Raw genomic sequence first — 20,229 nt, 5'->3', positions numbered from 1 at the left:
TGAGTAGTGGCGCAATGCTAGCGTGCGCTAATGCGAGCGTCACGGACGGGTACTTGACGCCAGGCTAACGGCGTCTCCTGCCTTTTCGCGGGGCCCTTCGCGCGGAAACTCCGGGGGTGAATCGATCCAGGGCTCCAGGCGTTGGCCGACGCTGAGCCACAGTCGAAAGCGCGGCGGTGCGTCGCCATTGCGGTTGCGCGCCAACTCCTCGTCCAGCCTTTCGCGCCAGGCGTGGGGGACGTTGATATCGGTAATGCGCAGTCGGCTGATCTGACCGGTCAGGTGTCCCTCGCGTACCCAGGCGCTCACGTGACCGGGCACGATGGCGTAGCGGCTGCGGTCAGGGTAACGACTGCGCAGGACCTCCCTCTCCACACCCACATCCACGGCAAGAAGTCGGCTGTCGCGTTGCTCTGCATCTTCAACATAGTCGCGGGCGGCGCTTTCGGCGTCCTGCCGGCGCTTATCGGTTGGCGCGGCGCGCAACTCGCTGCGGGCCTTCCTCAGCTGTTGGTTAGCGCGTTCGAGTTCGGCCTTGTGTGCCGGGCCGTCCAGTTCCAGCACCACCAGTGCTTCGCGGTTGCGGTTGTCGAAACGCCGTCCATCGCGCCCTTCGGTGGTGAAACCCAGGCCCAACAATTGGGCCTCGCTCAGCATAAGGCTCTGCTAGCGGTCATTGCTCGCGGGATCGCTGGGACGGCGCCAGTCCAGACGCAGGGCCAGGCCGCTGTTTTCTCGGTCGGCCCAGTCGTGGCTGCGGCGCAGTTCGCGCTCGCTGAGCAGCAGGCGGCTGTCCGGCTCGCCACTTCGGTTCAGCCAGACGCCACCCAGGGCGATGGCGTTGGTCAGGCCGATCAGGGCGAGTCCGCCGAGCAGTGCGTTGCGGGTTCTCATGTGCGCTGGCCCCCTTTGTGGGGGCGGCGCAGGCGACCCAGCACCAGCAGGATGAGCACGGCGACCAGGCCAAGGACGAGGAAGAACAGGTACTTGGGCATCACCGCCCACCACCAGTCGAACAGCTTGATATAGAGGAAGAGGACGAAGAACAGCAGGCTGGTGTGCACCACTTCTGGCCAGTCGCGGCGGTTGCCGAGCCAGATGGCCAGGGCCGCGCCGCCGAAGCCGAGTAGCTGATAGATGACTTCCACCAGGTCGCCTGACCAGGGCAGGTAGCTGCCGTCAGCCCAGGTGGCCAGTACCAGCACCGGCACGAACAGACCGAATAAGCCCAATACCCGGAAGATTGCGGCGAAACCGCTGTAGCGCGCCTGAGAGATGAACTGCGGCACCAGGAAGATCAGCAATCCGGCAGGCAGCAGGTGTTCCGGCCGCTCGGTGCAATCCAGCCAGTAGAGCCCGCTCCAGCTCGCCAGGCGGGTGGCCACGAACGTCATGATGCACGCCAGTCCGGCTCCCAGCAGGAGCCGTACCTCGCAGGCGTAGGCCAGCAGCAGGGCGTAGGCGGCCCAGGGCAGCAGGGCCTTGTCGCTGGGGGTGATGTTGAAGATCTGCCCGAGCATGACGACATTCAGCACGAAGCAGGCGAAGGCCAGGATCGCCGTCAGCTTGGTGAAGTAGCCGGAGGGCGCGCGCTGGCGCAGCAGCAGGGTGAGCAGCAGGCTGCCCAGGGAGAAGCCGGTGAGAATGCCCACCTGGGCGGTTTCCGGGAACAGGCCCCAGAACTGATAAAAGAAGAACAGCAGGCTGGCGGCCAGGGCCAGGGCGCCCAGCAAGGAGGCGATGCGCATGCCCAGCGACAGGCGTCGGGCCTGGGCGTCCGAGTCGATGTCGAAGGCGCTGCGGTAGTCCGCCAGCAACCGGCGATGGTGCGCGCCGAGGTGCTCGATCTGTTCCGCGGAAAGCAGCAGCGCCTGCTCATCGTGCAGGCGCTCCACTTCCCGGTAGAAGGCCTGGATGTCGTCGGCGCGGTGTTGTGCCTGGTCGCGGCTGAGCGGCGGCATTGCGGGTCCTTTTGCGTGCGGTGCCGCTTGAACTGTAGGGCCGCGGATGGGGAGCGGCAATGGGGGCTGGATGTTTCTGTAGGGATTTCAGCCCAAGAGATTCCTCACGCTTCTTCCATCACCACCACCCGCTGCCCGGCACGCACCGGCGAACCCGGCTGCACCCGTACCTCGCACACGACGCCATCACGGGGCGCGATGAGGGGGATTTCCATCTTCATGGATTCGAGGATCACCAGCGTGTCCCCGGCCTTCACGCTGGCGCCTGCTTCCACCTGCACCTGCCAGAGGTTGCCGGCGATATGGCTTTCCACAGCATGCTGGCCGGCCCCCAGCGGGGCATCCTCGCCGAGGTCAGCGGCGACGTCCTCGCTTTCGAAATGCGCCTGGCCGGAGGCGATCCAGCGTTCCCGCTCGGCATTGAAGGCCGCTTGCTGCTGCTGGCGGAAGGCGGCGATGCCTTCGGCTTCGCGGGTGAGGAAGGCCTGGTAGTCGGCCAGGCACAGCTCGCTTTCTTCGATTTGCAGTGGATAGCGACCCAGGGGGAAGTCGCGGCGGATGCACAGCAGCTCTTCGGCGGATACCGGGTAGAAGCGGATCTGGTCGAAGAAGCGCAGCAACCAGGGTTTGCCGGCGAAAGCTTCCACTTCGCGGTAGCGGTTCCACATCTGTAGGGTACGGCCGACGAACTGGTAGCCGCCGGGGCCTTCCATGCCATACACGCACATGTAGGCGCCGCCAATACCCACCGAGTTTTCGGCGGTCCAGGTACGTGCCGGGTTGTACTTGGTGGTCACCAAACGATGGCGCGGGTCCAGCGGCGTGGCCACCGGGGCACCGAGGTAGACGTCGCCCAGGCCCATGACCAGGTAGCTGGCGTCGAACACGGTGCGCTGTACCTCGTCCAGGTTTGGCAGGTCGTTGATGCGGCGGATGAACTCCAGGTTGCTCGGGCACCAGGGGGCGTCCTTGCGGACCGTGGTCATGTATTTCTCGATGGCCAGTTGGCAGGCTGGGTCATCCCAGGAGAGCGGCAGGTGGATGATACGCGACGGCACTTTCAGGTCGCCGGCAGCGCAGACGCCATCCCAGAGCCCGCCAATGATTTCCAGCAGCGCCTCCAGGGGCAGGGTTTCCGGCTGGTAGTGCACTTGCAGCGAGCGAATGCCCGGCGTCAGGTCGATCACGCCATCCAGGGCTTTGGCCTCCAGCGCCTGCATCAGCGCATGGGCACGGAAGCGCAGCACCAGGTCCAGCTCCGGCGCACCGATCTCCAGCAGCAGGTGGGTGTCGCCGGAGAGGCGTGCGACCAGGCGTTTGTCGGCGTCACCCAGGTCGAGCACGACGGGTGAAGGGAGCGCAAGACTGCCCCCTCTCCCAGCGGGAGAGGGCTGGGGTGAGGGGGGATTGGCGTGCGCTGAGCTTTCCCTCACCCCCGCCCCCTCTCCCAGAGGGAGAGGGGAGACAGCCCGTGCCTCCGCGATGCTCACCGGCACGAACCTTACTTTGTCCCCCGCCTTCAACTGCCCCAGTTGCCACAGGTCCGCTTCGATGAGGGTTACCGGGCACACGAAGCCACCCAGGCTCGGGCCGTCCGGGCCGAGGATCACCGGCATGTCGCCGGTGAAGTCCACGGCGCCGATGGCGTAGGGGTTGTCGTGGATGTTGGAGGGGTGCAGGCCGGCTTCGCCGCCGCTCTCACGCACCCATTCCGGCTTGGGCCCGATCAGGCGCACGCCGGTGCGGCTGGAGTTGAAATGCACTTCCCAGTCGGTGGCGAAGAAGGTCTCGATGTAGGCAGGGGTGAAGTATTCCGGTGCGCCATGGGGACCGTAGATCACCCGCAGGGTGCGAACTTCCGGCAACTCGGTGCGCAGGGCCGGTGCCAGGGATTGACCGGCGCTGTGATCGGTCAGGGGTGGCAGGTGCAGCACATCACCGGCGCGCAGGGCGCGGCCGCCGTGACCGCCGAACTGGCCAAGGGTGAAGGTGCTCTTGCTGCCGAGGTAGTCCGGCAGTTGCAGGCCCCCACGCAAGCAGAGGTAACTGCGTGCGCCCGCACCGGCGATAGTGCCGAGGGCGAGGGTAGCGCCGGCCGGCACCCGCAGGGCGGTATCCATGGGCTGAGGCTGGCCATCCAGCGTCAGCGGGATTGGCGCGCCGGTGACGGCGACCACTGCATCGCAATTGAAGCGCAGGCTGGGGCCGCTCATGGTGATTTCCAGGCCCGCCGCGCCCTCCGGGTTGCCCAGCAGGCGGTTGCCCAGGCGCAGGGCGCGGCTGTCCATGGGGCCGGACGGCGGCACGCCAACCGCCCAGTAACCGAGGCGGCCGGGGTAGTCCTGCACGCTGGTCTGGGTACCGGCGGCCAGCACTTCGAAGGTGCTGGCCCGGTAGCTCAGGCCTTCCAGGCAGCGGGTCCAGGGCGAGCCACTGGCGAAGGGCGCGTCCTTGAGTATCTGCCGCAAGTAGTTACGGTTGCTTTCCACGCCATACAGCAGGCTCTGGTCGAGGGCCTGGTCGAGGGCCGCGCTGGCCTCATCACGGCTCGGCGCCCAGGCGATGAGTTTGGCGATCATCGGGTCGAAGTAGGGCGGGATTTCGCACCCGGCTTCCACCCAGGTATCGATGCGCAGCGAGCGACCATCGGCAGGCGGGAACTGCACGGCGGTGAGCAGACCGGGGCAAGGCTGGAAGTCGCGGCCCGGGTCTTCGGCATACAGCCGTGCCTGGATGGCGTGGCCGCTCGGGCTCAGCCCTTTGGCCAGTTCGGCGAGCGGCGGCAGGTCCCCGGCGGCCAGTTCGACCATCCAGCGCACCAGGTCGACGCCCCAGACCTGCTCGGTGACGCCGTGCTCCACCTGCAGCCGGGTATTCACTTCGAGGAAGTAAAAGCGCTCGGCCTCGCTGTCGTAGACGAACTCCACGGTACCGGCGCTGCGGTAGCTAACGGCCCTGGCCAGCTTGATGGCGGCGGCGCAGAGCGCTTCGGCCATGCCAGCGGGCAGGTTTGGCGCCGGCGTTTCTTCCAGCACCTTCTGGTTGCGTCGTTGCACCGAGCAGTCGCGCACGCCCAGGGCGATCACTTCGCCACGGCCGTCGCCGAATACCTGTACTTCCAGATGGCGTGCGCGCTGGATGTACTTCTCGATGAATACCCCAGCATCGCTGAAGTTGTTCTGCCCGAGGCGCTTCACGGCGTCGAAGGCTTCGCTCAGTTCGGCCGCGCTGCGGCACACGCGCATGCCGATGCCACCACCGCCGGCAGTGCTTTTCAACATCACCGGGTAACCCACCTGTTCGCCGGCGGCGAGGGCCGCGGTGAGGTCTTCCAGCAGTTCGGTACCTTCGAGCATCGGCACGCCGTACTGTTTGGCCAGGGCGCGGGCCGTGTGCTTGAGGCCGAACACGCGCAGTTGCTCAGGCGTCGGGCCGACGAAGGCGATACCCGCGGCCTCGCAGGCTTCGGCGAACGCGGCGTTTTCCGAGAGGAAGCCGTAGCCGGGGTGGATAGCCTGGGCGCCGCTGTCGCGGGCAGCCTGGAGAATCTTGTCGACCACCAGATAGGTGCTGGCTGCCGGGCCGTCACCCAGGCTGATGGCCTGGTCCGCCTGCTGGATATGCAGGCTGGCGGTGTCGGCTTCGGAATACACGGCCACGCTGCGTACATCGAGTTGGCGCAGGGTACGCAGGATGCGGCAGGCGATGGCGCCGCGGTTGGCGATCAGGAGTTTGTCGAACATGAGGCTTTCCTCATGATTGGCGGGCCGTCCCGCCGCTAAAGGGTCTGCACCACGGTCGTCCGTGGTGGGAAATCATTCGTAAGAAAGGTCGGGCGGCGTTCCGCGAGCGGAGCGAAACCCATCACTGCTCGATGGGTTTCGCAGGCTCTACCCATCCTGCGGGGGATGGGTGCAGGCACTGCCCCGAGCGGCTCTGGCAGAGCAGGAAGAGCCAGGCGCGCAGCTGCTTCAATCCCATACCAGCACCTCGGCGGGTGTCGGGTTGTAGGCGTTGCAGGGGTTGTTCAGCTGTGGGCAGTTGGAGATCAGCACGATGATGTCCATGTGCGCCTTGAGCTCGACGTACTTGCCAGGGGCGGAGATGCCGTCCTCGAAGGTCAGGCCGCCTTCCGGGGTGACCGGTACGTTCATGAAGAAGTTGATGTTGGCGCTGATGTCGCGCTTGCTCAGGCGGCCATCGTGCAGGCTGGCGCGCAGGAAGTTGTCGCGGCAGCTGTGCATGTAGCGCTTGTCCAGGGCGTAGCGCACGGTGTTGCTTTCCTGGGCGCAGGCGCCGCCGAGGGTGTCGTGGCGACCACAGGTGTCGGCGGTGAGGGTCAGCATCGGATTGCCGAGGTTGGAATAGAGCACGCTGCCGGCGCTGAGGTAGACGCGGTTCTGCCGGCGCAGGGTGCGCTGTACGTCATAACGCTCGCGTGGGTTGTGGGCGCTGTAGAAGAGGGTGTCCACTGCCTGGTTGCCTTCCAGGTCCAGCAGGCGCAGGGTCTGGCCGGCTTTCACTTCGGTCATGAAGGGCTCGCCGGCGGCGATCACGGCGCGGTAGACGGCGGCTTCGGAGTGTCTTTCGCTGTGGGTCAGGTTCATGTCGGTGGCCCTCAGATATACAGGCGTTCGGTGTTGTGGAAGCCGCGACCGTTCTCCGGGCGCGAGGTGCGGCAGAGCAGGGTGATGCCGTCGCTCTGCACCTGTTGCCAGGCGAGTTGCACCGGCTTGGGCGCATATTCCGGGGCGGGGTCCATGGGGTGCTGCAGGGCGGTGAGCACTACCAGCGTGTCCATGGGGGCGTAGAGCTCGATGTAGTCACCGGCCTTGGAGTTGCCGGGCTGGAAGTGGAAGCAGCCGTCGCTGTCCACGGTGACCTTGCTGAACAGGTTCAGGCACATCAGCAGGTCTTGCAGGTTGAGGTCCCACTTGCCCATTTCCACCAGCAGGTTGTCCACGCCGTTGCGGAAGAATCCGTTGCGCAGCTCCTGGTAGCGCCCGGCGCCGTACTTTTCCTTCACCTCCTCTGCGTTGAGCACGCCGCCGAAGCTGTCGTGCCAGCCGCAGGTGTCGGCGGTGATGGCCGCCAGCACCCGGCCCATGTCGGAGTAGAGGCAGTGACCCGCGGTGAGTTTGGCGGTGTGCTGGCACTTGAGGCTGTCGGGCAGGTTCAGGCGCTCGCTCTTTTCTTGCGCGTTGAGCAACAGCAGGTTGACGTTGGCACCGCCTTCGATATCGGTGATGCGCAGCTGCTGGCCGCGCTTGAGCACGAAGGAGGTGTGGCCGCCGCCGGGGACGGTTTCTTCATAAAGGGTCGGGCGCAGGGCCAGGGAAGCGGTCATGGGCAGGCTCCTTGTCATTGGGCGATGGCGGGCTGCAGGGCGGAAGTGACTCGCTCCGGCAGGGCCTCGAAGGCCGCGCGGGCGGCGCGGCGGTCGCTGTTCAGGGGAATGTCGTAGGTGATGCGCGCGCCATAGGCATTGGGTGCCTGCTGGTCATGGCGCACCTTGTCGAAGACCATCAGCCGAGTGCCCAGGCTGAAGCCTTCGGAGAGGTCGTGGGTGACCATGAAGACGGTCAGCCGGGTTTCGTTCCAGAGGCCGAGCAGCAGCTCGTGCATGTCCTTGCGGATGCCCGGATCGAGGGCGCCGAAGGGTTCGTCGAGCAGCAGCACGCGCGGTTTCATGATCAGTGCCTGGGCAATGGCCAGGCGCTGCTGCATGCCGCCGGAGAGCTGGCTGGGGTACTTGTCCAGGGCATGGCCCAGACCGACCTTGCCGAGAATGGCGGCAGCCTCTTCGCGGGCGGATCGCTTGGCGCCGCCGAACAGTCGGCCAAACAGGGGCGAGCGAGGCAGTTCCAGGCCAAGGGCGACGTTGTCCAGCACCGACAGGTGGGGGAACACCGAGTAGCGCTGGAACACCACGCCCCGGCTGGCGTCGGGCTCGGCCATCAGTGGTTGGCCGTCCAGCAGGATGCTGCCGCGGCTGGGGGATTCCTGGCCCAGCAGCATGCGCAGGAAGGTGGATTTGCCGCAGCCGGAAGCGCCGACCAGGGTGCAGAACTCACCTTCGTTGACTGACAGGCTGAGGTTTTCGAGGACGACCTGGTCAGCGTATTCCTGCCAGAGGTTTTTCACTTCAATGAATGCGCTCATGCCTTGGCTCCGTCATACCAGGGGAAGGCCAGCCGCGTGAGCTGGCGCAGGCCAAGGTCCATCAGCCAGGCGAGCAGGGTGATCCACACCACGTAGGGAAGGATCACATCCATGGCCAGATAGCGGCGGACCAGGAAGATGCGGTAGCCCAGGCCATCGGTAGAGGCGATGGCTTCGGCGGCGATCAGGAACAGCCAGGCAGAGCCCAGCACCAGACGCAGGGAGATCAAGAGGCGCGGCATGAGCTGCGGCAGGACCACCCGCAGAATCAGGGTCCAGGTGTTGGCGCCGAGGGTCTGCGCCTTGATCAGCAGCTCGCGGGGGATTTCCCGGGCGCGCTGCTCCATGTCGCGGGCGATGCTGGGAGCGACGCCGATGACGATCAGCATCACCTTGGACAGCTCGCCCAGGCCGAAGACGATGAACAGGATCGGCAGTATCGCCAGCGGCGGAATCATCGACAGCACCGTCAGCAGGGGTGACAAGGGCGCGCCGAACAGCGGCAGGGTGCCGGCGGCGATGCCCAGGGTGAGGCCCAGCAACGCGGCAATGGAAAGCCCCAGCGCCAGGCGCTTCAGGCTCGAGGCGCTGTCCTGCCAGAACAGGTAGTCGCCGCTGCGCTTGTCTTCGGTGAAGGCCAGACGTTCCACCGCGTCACTCATCTGCGCCGCGCTCGGCAGCAGCTTGTCGTTGGGGTTTTCCGTAAGCCGCGCCGCCGAGCCGGTGAAGTAGGCGAACAGCAGCAGGGCAAAGGGCAGCAGGATCAGGATCAGGCGGCCGGCGCGGTCTGGTTGGCGGTTGATCAGGCGCATGGCGGTTACTCGATTGCGTGGAGCAGCTTTTCGCAGGTTGGTGCGGGCCACGTTGGTCCGTGGAGCGAGGCCCAACGTTGGGCCGCGCTTAACTTGGCGCCAACCTACGTACGGGGACCGGAGGTCAGAGCTGCCCGTCGGCGGCCAGCTGCACGTAGGTCGGGTCGAAGCGCAGCTTCACGTTGCCCTTGTCACCGGTGACCACGCCCTTGGCGAAGCTCATGCCGACTGCGTTGGCGTCCTTGGCGCCTTCGCCGAGCAGACCGTGGCGGAAGCTGAAGTTGGCCACCTTGTCCATGGTTGCCGGCAATTTCGGGCTGGTGACGAAGGCCAGGGCATCGGCCGGGGTGTGGAACAGGCGGGTGGCGTCCAGCTGGGTCTGGTAGCCGGCCAGGTCGGTGCCGGAAGCCTTGGCCATGTGTTCCAGGGCGGCAGCGCTTTCGGCGGTGTTGGCGTTCATCAGCGCGACGATCTCGAACCAGGCGCCGGTCAGTGCCTTGCCCAATGCCGGGTTGTCCTGCAGGGTCTCGGTGTTGACCACCATCATGTCCATGATTTCGCCGGGGACCTTGCTGGAGTCGAACACCAGGCTGGTGCCAGGCTTGGCCTTGATGTCGGCGAGCATGGGGTTCCAGGTGGTCACGGCCTGGACTTCGGCGGTATCGAAGGCGGCGGCGATGTCGGCGTCGGAGGTGTTCACCACCTTCACGTCTTTCTCGGTGAGGTCGGCGCGCTCCAGGGCGCGGGCCAGCAGGTAGTGGGAGACGGACAGCTCCACCAGGTTGATGGGCGTGTCCTTGAGATCGGCCAGGGTCTTGCCTTCACCCTTGAGCACCACGCCGTCGTTGCCGTTGGAAAAGTCACCGACGATCAGTGCGGTGCTGTCCACGCCGCCGGCGGCGGGAATGGTCAGGGCATCCATGTTGGTCATGGTGCAGCCGTCGAACTGGCCAGCGGTGTATTGGTTGATCGACTCGACGTAGTCGTTGAGCTGGGTGACCTGGATCTCGATCCCGTACTTCTTCGCCCATTTGTCGACGATGCCCTTGGTGGCGCCGTACTCCCAGGGCATCCAGCCGGCGTAGATGGTCCAGCAGACGTTGAAGCTGTCCTTCTGGGCGGCGGAGGTGTTGAAGCTGAGGGCGGCGGCGAGGCCGGCGACGGCGAGAGCGAACAGACGGGACTTGCGCATGGAGAACCTCCAGTTCGGTTGAGGGCGGGCGGAGCTGCGCGGCACTTTCCCTGTAAAGGGGCGCGTTCTCCCGGGCTTTTGTCCCGCCGTGTAACCTCGCTGGAGGTCGCCAGCTCTCGGACCAGTCATCCGCTTTCGCGAACCGGAACCCTAGCCAGCCATTGCAAATTGTGGTGCCGCGAACCCGGTGGTCCGGGTAGTTCCTGCACGCCTTTGTCAAAGCGAAGGCCGTGCCAAGTTGCTGAGACGGCTCTGCCACGGGCTTTTCGCCGACCGGCAAGGGCGGCATGAAGCTGAGGGATGCCCGCTCATGGGGCGGCTGGCTTCAACTTGGTGCGTAGCAACAACTGGAAAAGGATTTTTCCGACAGGGAGCGAGCGCTGATCTGTAGGACCCGTTGTCCAACGCAGTGGGAGCAATCCCAGTCGCCGACATCTGTCTGCGCCATCCCTAGCGGTCGAAGGAGGCCGCCATGTCCTATCGATCATTCTTCCTTGCCGTGCTGAGCCTGACCCTGGGCGGCTGTGCCGTCTATGACTACGACAACGACTACTACGGACGTCGCTACTACGGCGACGACGATTACCGCGTCCACCGCTACTACAACGACCCGCCTCGGACGAACTATTACATCGTCGACCAGCGCTACGACGACCGTCACTACGAGCGCCGCTATTACGATCGCCGCCACTATGATGGTCGCAAGGACTACTACAAGTCCGACAAGCACCGCTACGACAGGCGCTATTACGACAACGACCGCAAGTACCGCCACGACCGGCGTTACGACCAGCCGCGCCAGGACAACTTCCAGGAGCGCCGCCACGACTACACGCCGCGCCTGCAGACCTGGGGCAAGAACAACCACCACCAGCCCGGTTACCGTCAGCCCGGCAACCACCAGAAAAGCTATCGCCAGAGCAACTACCGCCAGCAGTACCGGGTGCAACCGGGCTACGAGGCAAGGCCGCACAACAATCCCCGCTATAACAACCGCAGCAGCTGGTCGATGGAGAACCGCCGCTAGTCGGCAGGAAAGCGGCTGTCCTCTTCCAGCAACAGCGCCCGCATTGCCCGCGCAGCCGGAGACAGGCTGCGTGCGGCAAGGCTGACCACGCCATAGGCCGATGAGGTCCCGGTGCTGGCCAGCGGCTCCAGCACCGCCAGGCGACCGGCATTCACGTCCTCGGCGACGACATCCCAAGGCGCCATGCTGATCACGTCGCTCTCGGCGACTACCGCCTTCAACACCATGAAGTTGTCGCATTCGATGCCCAGCGGCCTTTCGCTGCCGGCGAGTTCGCCCAGGGCCAGCGCCACCTCGACGGGTAGTTGGGTGCCGGCCAGGGCGTAGCGACCCAGGTCGTTCAGTCGTATCCGATCCTGTTCCAGCAACGGATGGCCCGGGCGGCAGAACAGAGTGCCGGCGTGGCGCCGCAAGGGAACGATATCCAGCATGGGATCGCCCTGGAGTTCGCGGATGTCAGCGACGAATAGCTCGATGGCGTCGTCCAGCAGTTTCTGGCGAAGGCTGTGCCAGTTTTCCAGGCTGAGTTGCACCCGAACGCCCAGGTGCTGGCTGGCGAAGCGTCCCAGGGCACGTGGTACCAGCCGGGCGGCGGGGTAAGGGCCGGCGCCCAGGCGCAGTTCGCCGCTGTCGAGGTTCTCCAGCTGGGTTACCGCGCTGCGCAGGGCTCGGCTGCCGTCCAGCAGGCGCCTGGCATGTTCCAGTACCAGGCGGCCGTGGGAGGTCAGGCTGACCTGGCGTGGACCACGGTCCAGCAGACTGCAGCCGAGGCTCGCTTCCAGGGCCTGGATGCTGCGGCTGAGCGCAGGCTGGCTGAGATTGACCGCTTCCGCGGCGCGGGCGAAATGGCCATGTTCGGCAAGGGCCACGAAGTGGCGGAGCTGGCGAAGATCATTCATGCGTGGTTTGCATCGATATATGGAAAGGAATGCATTGGAATTATTAGCAGACGCCTGCCAGCCTGTCTCGGCCTATAACAACAATCCCCGAGCGAACCATGCGCATCTCCACCCGTTTCAGCGGCCTGCTCCTGGCGGCCGCACTGCCCCTGGGCGCCGACGCCTCACTGCCGGAAGAGTCCATCGCGCCTAGCATCAACGCCGAACTGGCCGAGCACACCAAGCATTTCAGCGAGAAGGTCTACAAGATCGCCGACAACGTGTACTCGGCGGTCGGCTGGAACCTCGCCAACAGCGTGATGATCGAGGCGCCCGAAGGCCTGATCATCGTCGATACCGGCGAGTCGGCCGAGCAGTCGCGCAAGGTGCTGGTGGAGTTCCGCAAGATCAGCGACAAGCCGATCAAGGCCATCGTCTACACCCACTTCCATCCCGATCACATCAACGGTGTGAAGGGATTCGTGAGCGAAGAGCAGGTGAAGAGCGGCGAGGTGCAGATTTACGCCCAGGAAACCCTGCTGGAAAACGTCGTCACCCAGGGCGCGCTGGTTGGCCCCATCCTCGGCATGCGTTCGGGCTACAGCTTCGGGGCCGCCCTGCCGGATTCCGACAAGAAGGACATGAACGCCGGGCTCGGTCCGCTGGCCCATGAAGCCAGCTCCACCTTCATTGCGCCCACCATTACCTTCAAGGACAAGCTCGATACCACCATCGCCGGTCTGCCGGTGCAGTTCCTCCATGTGCCCAGCGAGGCGCCCGACGAAATCGTGCTGTTCCTGCCGCAGAACAAAGTGCTGATCAGCGCCGAGGTGACCCAGGGCCCGACCTTGCCGAACATCCACACCCTGCGCGGCACCAAGTTCCGTGATCCGGTGGTCTGGGTGAACAGCCTCGACAAGCTGCGCGCCTTCCAGGCCGACTACATGGTGCCGCTGCACGGCCAGCCAGTGTCCGGCAAGGACAAGGTGGAAGAGGTGCTGCGCATGACCCGCGATGCCATCGCCTTTGTCCACGACCAGACGGTGCGCTGGATGAACAAAGGCCTGACGCCCGATGAGCTGGTGGAGAAGGTCAAACTGCCCCCATACCTGGCCGGCTACACGCCCTACCTGCGTGAGTACTACGGCACGGTGAAACACAGCGTGCGGCAGATCTACCAAGGCTACCTGGGCTGGTTCCAGGGTGATCCGGTGGACCTCGATCCGACCCCGCCGGCAGAAAAGGCCAAGCGTCTGGTCGAACTGATGGGCGGCCGTGACAAAGTGTTGATGGCGGCAGGCGGGGCCTACCTCAAGGGCGACTATCAATGGGCCGCCGAACTGGCCAGCTACGCCATCCGCATCGACCACGGCGACCAACTGGCCCGCGAGATCAAGGCCCGCAGCTTCCGTCGTCTGGGCTACGCCAGCATGAACATCAATTGGCGTAACTGGTACCTGATGAGCGCCATGGAGCTGGAAGGCAAACTCGACGGTGATGCCGCCCTGCAACTGTCCCAGGGCATGCGCAATGCCTTCCTGTCCCCGGATATGCTGAAGAACCTGCCGGCGCGCATCTTCCTGCAGAACTGGGTGACCCGTATCGATCCCGAAAAGAGCGCGGGGGTGAACCTGACCCTGGGCTTCGTCTTCCCCGACATCAAGGAAGCGTGGGCCCTGGAGGTGCGCCGAGGCGTGGCGGAACTGCACAAGGGCATCCCCGAAGGCACCACGCTCAAGCTGACCTTCGACAAGACCTACCTCGACACCGTGATCAGCGGCGAGAACGGATTGCTCAAGGGGGCTCTGCTGGGCGACGTGAAGGTGGACGGCAACCTGCTCGACATCAAGACCTTCCTCGGCTGCTTCGACTTCGAGGACGCGCCCATCGCCCTGACCCTGCGCTGAGTCTCCAACCGAAAGTGCGGAGAGCCCGGTGGTTCCAGGCGGCACACTGGCCACCTGGTCCGCACATTCGGGAGACATCATGCACCTGCCATCCTTTCTCAAGGGTGCCCTGGCCATGTTTTGGCTGGTGGCTCTGCTAAACCTCATCCATCCCTTCGGCGAGCCGTTGCAACAGCCCTTGCTGTTGGCGGCCGGCGCGATCCTGCTGGCCCACATAGGCGAGGCAGTCCTGTTCAATCGCAAGCTGAAAGCACGCCCCCATCCCTGGCTGGAACGGCTGCAAGTGCTGCTGTTCGGCTTCCTGCATCTGCGCGGTCTGCGCTGAGAGCGTCTCCTGTCTCGTAGGTTGTGGCTGAGCTCTGCGAAGCCCAACACATCCGGTGTTTCACTTTGGGTCGCTTGGCGTTAGGAGCCGCGTGGCCCGCACCAGACCGCGTCGTGATACTGCCCGGTGGGGGCAAAATGCCATTGTTTTTTTCAGGGCCAGCCCGCACCATTCGCGCCGTGTTCCATGGGGCCCCGATGGCCTCCTAGACGGGATGGTGGATGTTCCAAGGTTGCGTTCAGGCCTGGCGTACGCGCAGGGGATGGCGGAGGCCGGCCCTGGTCGCGGCGTTGCTGCCGATGCTACTGGTCGGTGCATTGCAGGCGGACTGGGATTTCACCCTGATCAGCCGGCGTGCCGAATCCCTCTATGGCCCCCTCGGTCCCGGCAAGCAGCGCATCGATGACTGGCAGTCCATGTTGGGGCGCCTGGCTGGTGTCGATGAGAGAAAGCAACTGGAAGAGGTGAACCGCTTCTTCAACGCCAAACTGCGCTTTCGTGATGACCGCGAACTCTGGGGCGAAACCGATTACTGGGCGACGCCCGTACAGGCCTTGCGCATTGGCGCAGGCGACTGCGAAGACTTCGCCATCGCCAAGTACTTCAGCCTGCGTCAGCTCGGTGTGCCCAGCGAGAAACTGCGCATCACCTACGTCAAGGCGCTGCGCCTGAACCAGGCGCACATGGTGCTGACCTATTACGCCTCGCCCGGTGCGATGCCGCTGGTGCTGGACAACCTGGTGGGCGTGATTCGCGCTGCCGATCAACGCACCGACCTGCTGCCGGTCTACGCCTTCAACGCCGAAGGCCTGTGGTTGGCCGGGAGTGGCGGTGGCAAGCAGGTGGGCGATGCCAAGCGCCTGTCGCGCTGGCAGGAATTGCTCAAAAAGATGAAGGCCGAAGGTTTCCCCGTGGAACCGGCCGGATAGGAGTCGAGATGTCTCTGTTCAAACAGTTATTGATCGCCATCTGCCTGTTCCTGGTGGTCGCCTTCAGCGGCAGCTTCATGGTTGGCCTGGAGAGCTCGCGGGAGCAGTACGTCAACCAACTGCGCTCCCACGCGCAGGATGCGGCGACTGCCCTCGGCCTCTCGCTGACGCCGCATATCGACGATGCAGCGATGGTCGAGCTGATGGTCAGCTCCATTTTCGACAGCGGTTACTTCGAGAGCATCCGGGTAATCGACCTGCAGAGCGGCACGGTGCTGGTGGAGCGCACCGGTGTACCCGACGCGGCGGGTACCCAGGTACCACAGTGGTTTGTCGAACTGATCGGCCTGCAATCGGCCGGCGGCGACGCCATCGTCAGCCGTGGCTGGCAGCAGGCGGCACGAGTGGAAGTGCAGAGTCATCCGCTATTCGCCCTGGCCCGACTCTGGCAGAGCGCGCTGGGCAGCCTCGGCTGGCTGCTGGCCTGTGGCCTGGCCAGCGCCGGCCTCGGGGCCTTCCTCCTGCGTCGCCAGCTCAAGCCGCTGGATTACATGGTCGAGCAGTCCCATGCCATTGCTCGCCGCGAATTCCTCAGCCTGCCGGAACTACCGCGCACCCCGGAATTGCGCCGCGTGGTACAGGCAATGAACCAGATGGTGGAAAAGCTCAAGGCACTGTTCCAGGAGCAGGCCGAGCGCAGTGAACGACTGCGCGACGAGGCCTATCGCGACAGCCTGACCGGCTTGGCCAATCGCCGCCATTTCGAAATGCAGTTGCAGGCACGTTTGAGTGCCGACGACCAGGCCAGCACGGGGTACCTGCTGCTGCTGCGGGTACATGATCTTGCTGGCCTCAACCAGCGCTTGGGTGGTCAGCGCACTGATCAGCTGTTGTTGGCGGTGGCCGAACTGTTGACTCAGGCTGCGGCGGGGCAGGGCGCCGGTCAACTGGTGGCGCGCAGCCGGGGGGGTGACTTTGCCCTGTTGATGCCCGGCCTGGTGGCCGAAGAAGCCGAGCAACTGGCGCAACGCCTGGATGCCGGGCTGGCCAACCTGGTGACCACGGGTGCGGCCGATGCAGTGCCGGTGGCCCATATGGGCCTGGTGCCTTTTAGCCCGGGTGAAGCCCTTTCCGACCTGCTGCGCCTGGCCGATGAGGCCCTGGCCAAGGCGGAAAGCCAGACCGATAGGACCTGGGCGACGCTGACCCAGGGCGAAGCGCCCAGCGTGGGCGATGAACGCCACGCCTGGCACCAGTTGCTGGATCGCGCCCTTGGCCAACGTCAGTTGCAGCTCTATTTTCAGCCAGTGGTGGACAGTCGCGATCGCTCGCGGGTATTGCATTACAAGGTGTTGTCACGCCTGCGCGACGAGCGCGGCGAGTACATCCCGGCCGGTCGTTTTCTGCCCTGGCTGCAGCGCTTCGGCTGGATGGCGCGCCTCGACCTGCTGATGCTGGAGCTGGTGCTGCAGCAGATGGCCAGCCATGGCCAAACCCTGGCGCTCAACCTTTCCGGCGCGTTGCTGCGTGAGCCACAGGCGCTGGACAAAGCCTTCGAGCTATTGCGCAGGCACGCCCAGTTGGGGCCGCGTCTGGTGCTGGAGCTGGAGGAGGATCAACTGCCCGAGCAAGCAGTCCTGGAACGGCTCACCCGCCGCTTGCGCGAGCTGGGCTTCGGCCTCAGCCTGCAGCACTTCGGTGGCCGCTTCAGCATGATCGGCAACCTGGCGCGCCTCGGCCTTGCCTACCTGAAGGTGGATGGCAGCTATATACGTGCAATCGACCTGGAAGCCGACAAGCGCCTGTTCATCGAGGCCATGCAACGTGCGGCTCACAGCATCGACTTGCCACTGATTGCCGAGCGAGTGGAAACCGAAGGGGAGCTGGAAGTGCTGCGGGGAATGGGGTTCCAGGGCGTACAGGGCCAACTGTTCGGCGCCCCGGCCCCCTGGCGTTAGTGCCATCGGGGGACGGTGATCGAGAACTCAGCGCTCAGATCAACCCCGAGCCCGCGTCTTCCTCTTCGTCGACGATCAGCCGTGAAATTCCCCCAAGGGCTTCCCGCGCCTGGTTCCGGCTGAGCAGCTTGGACTGTGCTGCCGGCGGCAGGTCCGTGATGCGGATCACGCCTTTGGCCATCAGCACAGTGATCAGGTCGTCGAGCACCCGGATCATGTCCAGGTCGCTCTGCTTCAGTTGCAGCAGGCTGCTTTGCATCGCCAGATTGGCGTACCAGGCCTGGATGTCCTGGTCGTCGGCCGGCAGGCTGCCGGTCATTTCGTCGAACTCGGCCGCTTCGACGCGAACCAGCCTTCCTTCTTCGTCGCGCTGGATGTAGAGCATGGAGGTTCTCCCTGGAAGATTGCCGCAGGATGAAGGCACAGCCCCCTACCCGCAACCACCGGGGTGATTGCGGGCAGGGACAGCCATCAGCTGTGGTCGATCTTGATGGTCGGGTCGGCACCTGCGATCAACGAGTTGATCGACGCCCCGCTCAGTTGGTTGGCTGCGCCTTCCAGGGTGATGGCCAGGTCGGCGTGGTTGGCCGCGACCTCGCCGTCGTTCAGGTGGCCTTCCTTGCTGACCAGCAGGGTGGCGTTGCCGGTGCCGGTATCGACGATCAACTTGAGGAAGTTGTCGATGCTGGCCGTGGTTTCCCCTTGCAGCAGGTCGCTGAGGTCCAGCTTGTCGTTCTCGCTGGTCTTGAAGTCCTTCACCACGTCCAGGTCGGGGTTGCCTGCGGTACCCGCATCCTCGGCCTTCCAGATGAAGGTATCGGCGCCCGTACTACCCCACAGGGTGTCGCTGCCCTTGCCACCGGTGAGGGTGTCGTCGCCGACGCCGCCAATCAGGTTGTTAGCTCCGGCTGCGCCACCCAGGGCGGTGCCAGTAGAGCCCGCCTGGAGGGTGTTGTCCGAGTCGAAGGTGATCTGCAGGGGTTGGCTGGCCGTGCTGTCGTGGTCTCCGTCCGTTGCCTTGACGCCCAGCGTAATCCGCTGGTCGTAGGCTTCGGTCTGTCCGGTGAGAGAGTCGATGATCAGCTTGTACGAGGTGCCGGAGCCCGCACCGAATTTGATGGTGCTGAACTCGAACTGGCCACTGTTGAGCTTGCTGGCGTCAATCGTGAAGGTGGTTGTGCCACTGGACACGCCATTCAGCGTCCCGGCGCCAACGAGGGCTCCGGACGAGTTATAGGCCGACCAGGTGAGGGACTCGTTGTTGCCTAACTTGTCGGTAGTCAGTGTGATAGACGTCAAGTCAGTCGTCTGATTGGTGCTCTTGTCGATGAAAGTGAAGTTGAGCAGATCACCCGTATCGATCGATTGGCCGCTACCGACTCCGAAACTGTTGTTGCTGGTATTCACGGTGTCAGCCACGCCGTTGGTCGTAGCCGAGGCTTGAAGCGAGAACCTGCTATTGGTGCCCAAGTCGTAGAGACCCGAATTCCCGCCCGAGAGATTGAAGTTGCTGAGTACCGAGGAGGGCGAGTCCAGATTGACGAAGTTGGTGACTTTGTATTGGCCACTGATTGGGTCTGCAGTAATCCTGAATACCTCGGTTCCATCGTTCGCCAAGGCGCTCACGGAATTGGTCCCGGTCACGTAATGCAGCTTGCTGCCCTGGTAAGTCAGATAGCTGGAAGTACTGATCTCGTTACCGCTTTTGTCCAGAGTGGTGCTGAGGATGTATCCGCTGCTGTCGACGGATACACCGGTGGTTGTGCTGAACTGAATCGATGCACCATTGGCGTCGGCGCCAATCGACAGATTGAGTTCACCAATGGCTGTGGCACCGGACGAGTCGAGAAGTATGCCTTGCATCGGGGTCCCCATGACTGGCGCATCGTCTTCGACGTTGATCTGTAAGGTCCCGCTGGAGGAACTCACGCCGTCGCTGGCAGTCACCGCCACTGTAAAACCACGCACATCCTCCGCATTCGCCACCGCATGATCCAGCTGGCCGAGCAATGTAACGGTATAGGCGCCCGAGCTGGTGATACTGATGGTCATGATTGTCTGGCCACCAGCTGTAGCGCTCAACGTAGACGTACCACTGCCGGACCACGCAAGGGGAACCCCATTCGAGGTCAGGGCAGTGGTTGGCGCCGTCAGCGTTACATTCAGGCTTGGCCCGTCGATGTCGCTGATAGCGAAGGTGCCGTTCGCGACCTGTGCATTGGTTGAGTCAGTCGGTGCTCCGGTAGTGTCCGGCAAGCCGCTGGTCAGTCCCTCTTCAGAGACGGTTGCGGTTCCGCTGGTGGTACCGAATACCGGTGCATCGTTGGCCGGGTTGACGGTGATGGTGCCGGTTGCCGGGGTGGCATCCGCCAGGCCCTGGTTGTCGGTGGAGGCGTACTGGAAGGTGGTTGTGCCGTCCCAGTTGGCGTTTGGTTTGAAGTAGATGGTCGCGCCATTGCTCGCCGCGTTGATGACGCTGCTGGTGCTGAGCGGGCTGGTGGCGGCGGCATCGCTGTAGAAGGTGCCGTTGGCCGGCAGCGAGGTCAGCTTGAAGCTGGCGACGGTGCCGTCGGCATCCGAACCGCCGAGGTTGACGGCGATCACTGTGTCTTCATTACCGCTGCCACTGGCTGCAAGGGTTTCCGGTGCGTCGTTGACCGGAGTTACGGTGATATCCAGCGTCGAGCTGCTGCCGGTATTGGTGGTGTAGGTGACCTGCGGCACCTCGCCATTCCAGTTGGCCACCGGAGTGAAGGTGTAGTTGCCGTTGGCGGCGATGGTCAGGGTACCGACGCCGGCGATCACCGCGCTGGAACCGGCGGTGAAGCTGCCGGTGACGCCGGCGACGCTGAAGCTGGCGACGGTCAGGGTGTTGTCCACATCGCTGTCGTTGCTCAGCACATTGCCGGTAGCCGGGTTGTCCTCGGCGACGGTGTTGGTGTCCGCGACCAGGACGGAGGCATCGTCGACCGGGGTGACGCTGATATCCAGCGTGCTCTCGCTGCCGGTATTGGTGGTGTAAGTGACCTGCGGGACCTCGCCGTTCCAGTTGGCCACCGGCGTGAAGGTGTAGTTGCC

General features: G+C 64.4%; 15 protein-coding genes, 1 pseudogene and 1 riboswitch. Of the genes and pseudogenes, 5 read left to right on the top strand and 11 right to left on the bottom strand.

Translation table 11 applies throughout. From position 1 onward, the window contains the following. Positions 1–39: 39 nt before the first annotated feature. From E8F20_RS01805 to E8F20_RS01770, 8 genes and pseudogenes are all read right to left on the bottom strand, one after another. Positions 40–894: pseudogene (locus E8F20_RS01805) on the bottom strand (DUF4824 family protein). Further along, positions 891–1,961: a DUF2157 domain-containing protein gene (locus E8F20_RS01800; RefSeq protein ID WP_280282174.1), complete on the bottom strand. Its 1,071-nt coding sequence runs from the start codon at positions 1,959–1,961 to the stop codon at positions 891–893. Before E8F20_RS01800 ends, E8F20_RS01805 begins: the two are co-directional and overlap by 4 nt. Positions 1,962–2,065: 104 nt before the next feature. Next, positions 2,066–5,704 carry an urea carboxylase gene (gene uca / locus E8F20_RS01795; RefSeq protein ID WP_280282173.1) on the bottom strand — a complete coding sequence of 1,213 codons (3,639 nt, stop codon included), beginning with the start codon at positions 5,702–5,704 and terminating at the stop codon, positions 2,066–2,068. Between the two features lie 228 nt (positions 5,705–5,932). Further along, a complete protein-coding gene (locus E8F20_RS01790) occupies positions 5,933–6,568 on the bottom strand; it encodes an urea amidolyase associated protein UAAP2 (protein WP_280282172.1) in 636 nt (211 codons plus the stop codon). 11 nt (positions 6,569–6,579) lie between these two features. Then, entirely contained in the window at positions 6,580–7,308 is a 729-nt protein-coding gene (locus E8F20_RS01785) for an urea amidolyase associated protein UAAP1 (RefSeq protein WP_280282171.1), read from the bottom strand. 14 nt (positions 7,309–7,322) lie between these two features. Then, positions 7,323–8,123: an ABC transporter ATP-binding protein gene (locus tag E8F20_RS01780; protein WP_280282170.1), complete on the bottom strand. Its 801-nt coding sequence runs from the start codon at positions 8,121–8,123 to the stop codon at positions 7,323–7,325. Further along, a complete protein-coding gene (locus tag E8F20_RS01775) occupies positions 8,120–8,935 on the bottom strand; it encodes an ABC transporter permease (RefSeq protein WP_280282169.1) in 816 nt (271 codons plus the stop codon). Before E8F20_RS01775 ends, E8F20_RS01780 begins: the two co-directional genes overlap by 4 nt. 124 nt (positions 8,936–9,059) lie before the next feature. Next, positions 9,060–10,127, bottom strand: coding sequence for a putative urea ABC transporter substrate-binding protein (locus E8F20_RS01770; RefSeq protein WP_280282168.1), 1,068 nt, complete (start codon positions 10,125–10,127; stop codon positions 9,060–9,062). Positions 10,128–10,192: 65 nt separating this feature from the next. Beyond that, positions 10,193–10,292, bottom strand: a riboswitch (guanidine-I (ykkC/yxkD leader). 307 nt (positions 10,293–10,599) lie between these two features. Between E8F20_RS01770 and E8F20_RS01765 the strand changes: the two genes are divergently transcribed. Continuing rightward, on the top strand, positions 10,600–11,154 hold the full coding sequence (locus tag E8F20_RS01765; protein ID WP_280282167.1) for a hypothetical protein: 555 nt from the start codon (positions 10,600–10,602) through the stop codon (positions 11,152–11,154). On the opposite strand, the gene E8F20_RS01760 is transcribed toward E8F20_RS01765, so the two are convergent. Then, positions 11,151–12,053, bottom strand: coding sequence for a LysR family transcriptional regulator (locus E8F20_RS01760; RefSeq protein WP_280282166.1), 903 nt, complete (start codon positions 12,051–12,053; stop codon positions 11,151–11,153). The genes E8F20_RS01765 and E8F20_RS01760 overlap by 4 nt on opposite strands. A 98-nt stretch (positions 12,054–12,151) precedes the next feature. Here E8F20_RS01760 and E8F20_RS01755 point away from each other — a divergent pair, with 98 nt between their 5' ends. From E8F20_RS01755 to lapD, 4 genes are all read left to right on the top strand, one after another. Next, positions 12,152–13,939: an alkyl sulfatase dimerization domain-containing protein gene (locus E8F20_RS01755; protein WP_280282165.1), complete on the top strand. Its 1,788-nt coding sequence runs from the start codon at positions 12,152–12,154 to the stop codon at positions 13,937–13,939. Between the two features lie 76 nt (positions 13,940–14,015). After that, positions 14,016–14,264 (top strand): DUF1145 domain-containing protein, encoded by a 249-nt coding sequence (locus tag E8F20_RS01750; protein ID WP_280282217.1) that lies wholly within the window; start codon positions 14,016–14,018, stop codon positions 14,262–14,264. Positions 14,265–14,485: 221 nt separating this feature from the next. Beyond that, positions 14,486–15,193, top strand: coding sequence for a cysteine protease LapG (gene lapG / locus E8F20_RS01745; RefSeq protein ID WP_348529603.1), 708 nt, complete (start codon positions 14,486–14,488; stop codon positions 15,191–15,193). An 8-nt stretch (positions 15,194–15,201) separates the two neighbouring features. Continuing rightward, positions 15,202–17,151, top strand: coding sequence for a cyclic di-GMP receptor LapD (gene lapD, locus E8F20_RS01740; RefSeq protein ID WP_280282163.1), 1,950 nt, complete (start codon positions 15,202–15,204; stop codon positions 17,149–17,151). A gap of 34 nt (positions 17,152–17,185) precedes the next feature. On the opposite strand, the gene E8F20_RS01735 is transcribed toward lapD, so the two are convergent. Further along, positions 17,186–17,536 carry a hypothetical protein gene (locus E8F20_RS01735; RefSeq protein ID WP_028626321.1) on the bottom strand — a complete coding sequence of 117 codons (351 nt, stop codon included), beginning with the start codon at positions 17,534–17,536 and terminating at the stop codon, positions 17,186–17,188. An 86-nt stretch (positions 17,537–17,622) separates the two neighbouring features. Continuing rightward, positions 17,623–20,229 (bottom strand): Ig-like domain-containing protein (locus E8F20_RS01730; RefSeq protein WP_280282162.1); only part of this gene is annotated, 2,607 nt, incomplete at its 5' end.

The sequence above is a fragment of the Pseudomonas sp. BN415 genome (assembly GCF_029871195.1).
In the GTDB taxonomy this organism is placed as follows: domain Bacteria; phylum Pseudomonadota; class Gammaproteobacteria; order Pseudomonadales; family Pseudomonadaceae; genus Metapseudomonas; species Metapseudomonas resinovorans.
The sequence above is the reverse complement of the archived record's forward strand: the minus strand, read 5'-3'. Positions and strand labels throughout refer to the sequence as shown.

Excerpts from the sequence above, each read along its gene's own strand:
- E8F20_RS01800 (WP_280282174.1), bottom strand. The coding sequence starts at position 1,961 with ATGCCGCCGCTCAGCCGCGACCAGGCACAACACCGCGCCGACGACATC.
- uca (WP_280282173.1), bottom strand. The coding sequence starts at position 5,704 with ATGTTCGACAAACTCCTGATCGCCAACCGCGGCGCCATCGCCTGCCGC.
- E8F20_RS01790 (WP_280282172.1), bottom strand. The coding sequence starts at position 6,568 with ATGAACCTGACCCACAGCGAAAGACACTCCGAAGCCGCCGTCTACCGC.
- E8F20_RS01785 (WP_280282171.1), bottom strand. The coding sequence starts at position 7,308 with ATGACCGCTTCCCTGGCCCTGCGCCCGACCCTTTATGAAGAAACCGTC.
- E8F20_RS01780 (WP_280282170.1), bottom strand. The coding sequence starts at position 8,123 with ATGAGCGCATTCATTGAAGTGAAAAACCTCTGGCAGGAATACGCTGAC.
- E8F20_RS01775 (WP_280282169.1), bottom strand. The coding sequence starts at position 8,935 with ATGCGCCTGATCAACCGCCAACCAGACCGCGCCGGCCGCCTGATCCTG.
- E8F20_RS01770 (WP_280282168.1), bottom strand. The coding sequence starts at position 10,127 with ATGCGCAAGTCCCGTCTGTTCGCTCTCGCCGTCGCCGGCCTCGCCGCC.
- E8F20_RS01765 (WP_280282167.1), top strand. The coding sequence starts at position 10,600 with ATGTCCTATCGATCATTCTTCCTTGCCGTGCTGAGCCTGACCCTGGGC.
- E8F20_RS01760 (WP_280282166.1), bottom strand. The coding sequence starts at position 12,053 with ATGAATGATCTTCGCCAGCTCCGCCACTTCGTGGCCCTTGCCGAACAT.
- E8F20_RS01755 (WP_280282165.1), top strand. The coding sequence starts at position 12,152 with ATGCGCATCTCCACCCGTTTCAGCGGCCTGCTCCTGGCGGCCGCACTG.
- lapG (WP_348529603.1), top strand. The coding sequence starts at position 14,486 with ATGTTCCAAGGTTGCGTTCAGGCCTGGCGTACGCGCAGGGGATGGCGG.
- lapD (WP_280282163.1), top strand. The coding sequence starts at position 15,202 with ATGTCTCTGTTCAAACAGTTATTGATCGCCATCTGCCTGTTCCTGGTG.
- E8F20_RS01735 (WP_028626321.1), bottom strand. The coding sequence starts at position 17,536 with ATGCTCTACATCCAGCGCGACGAAGAAGGAAGGCTGGTTCGCGTCGAA.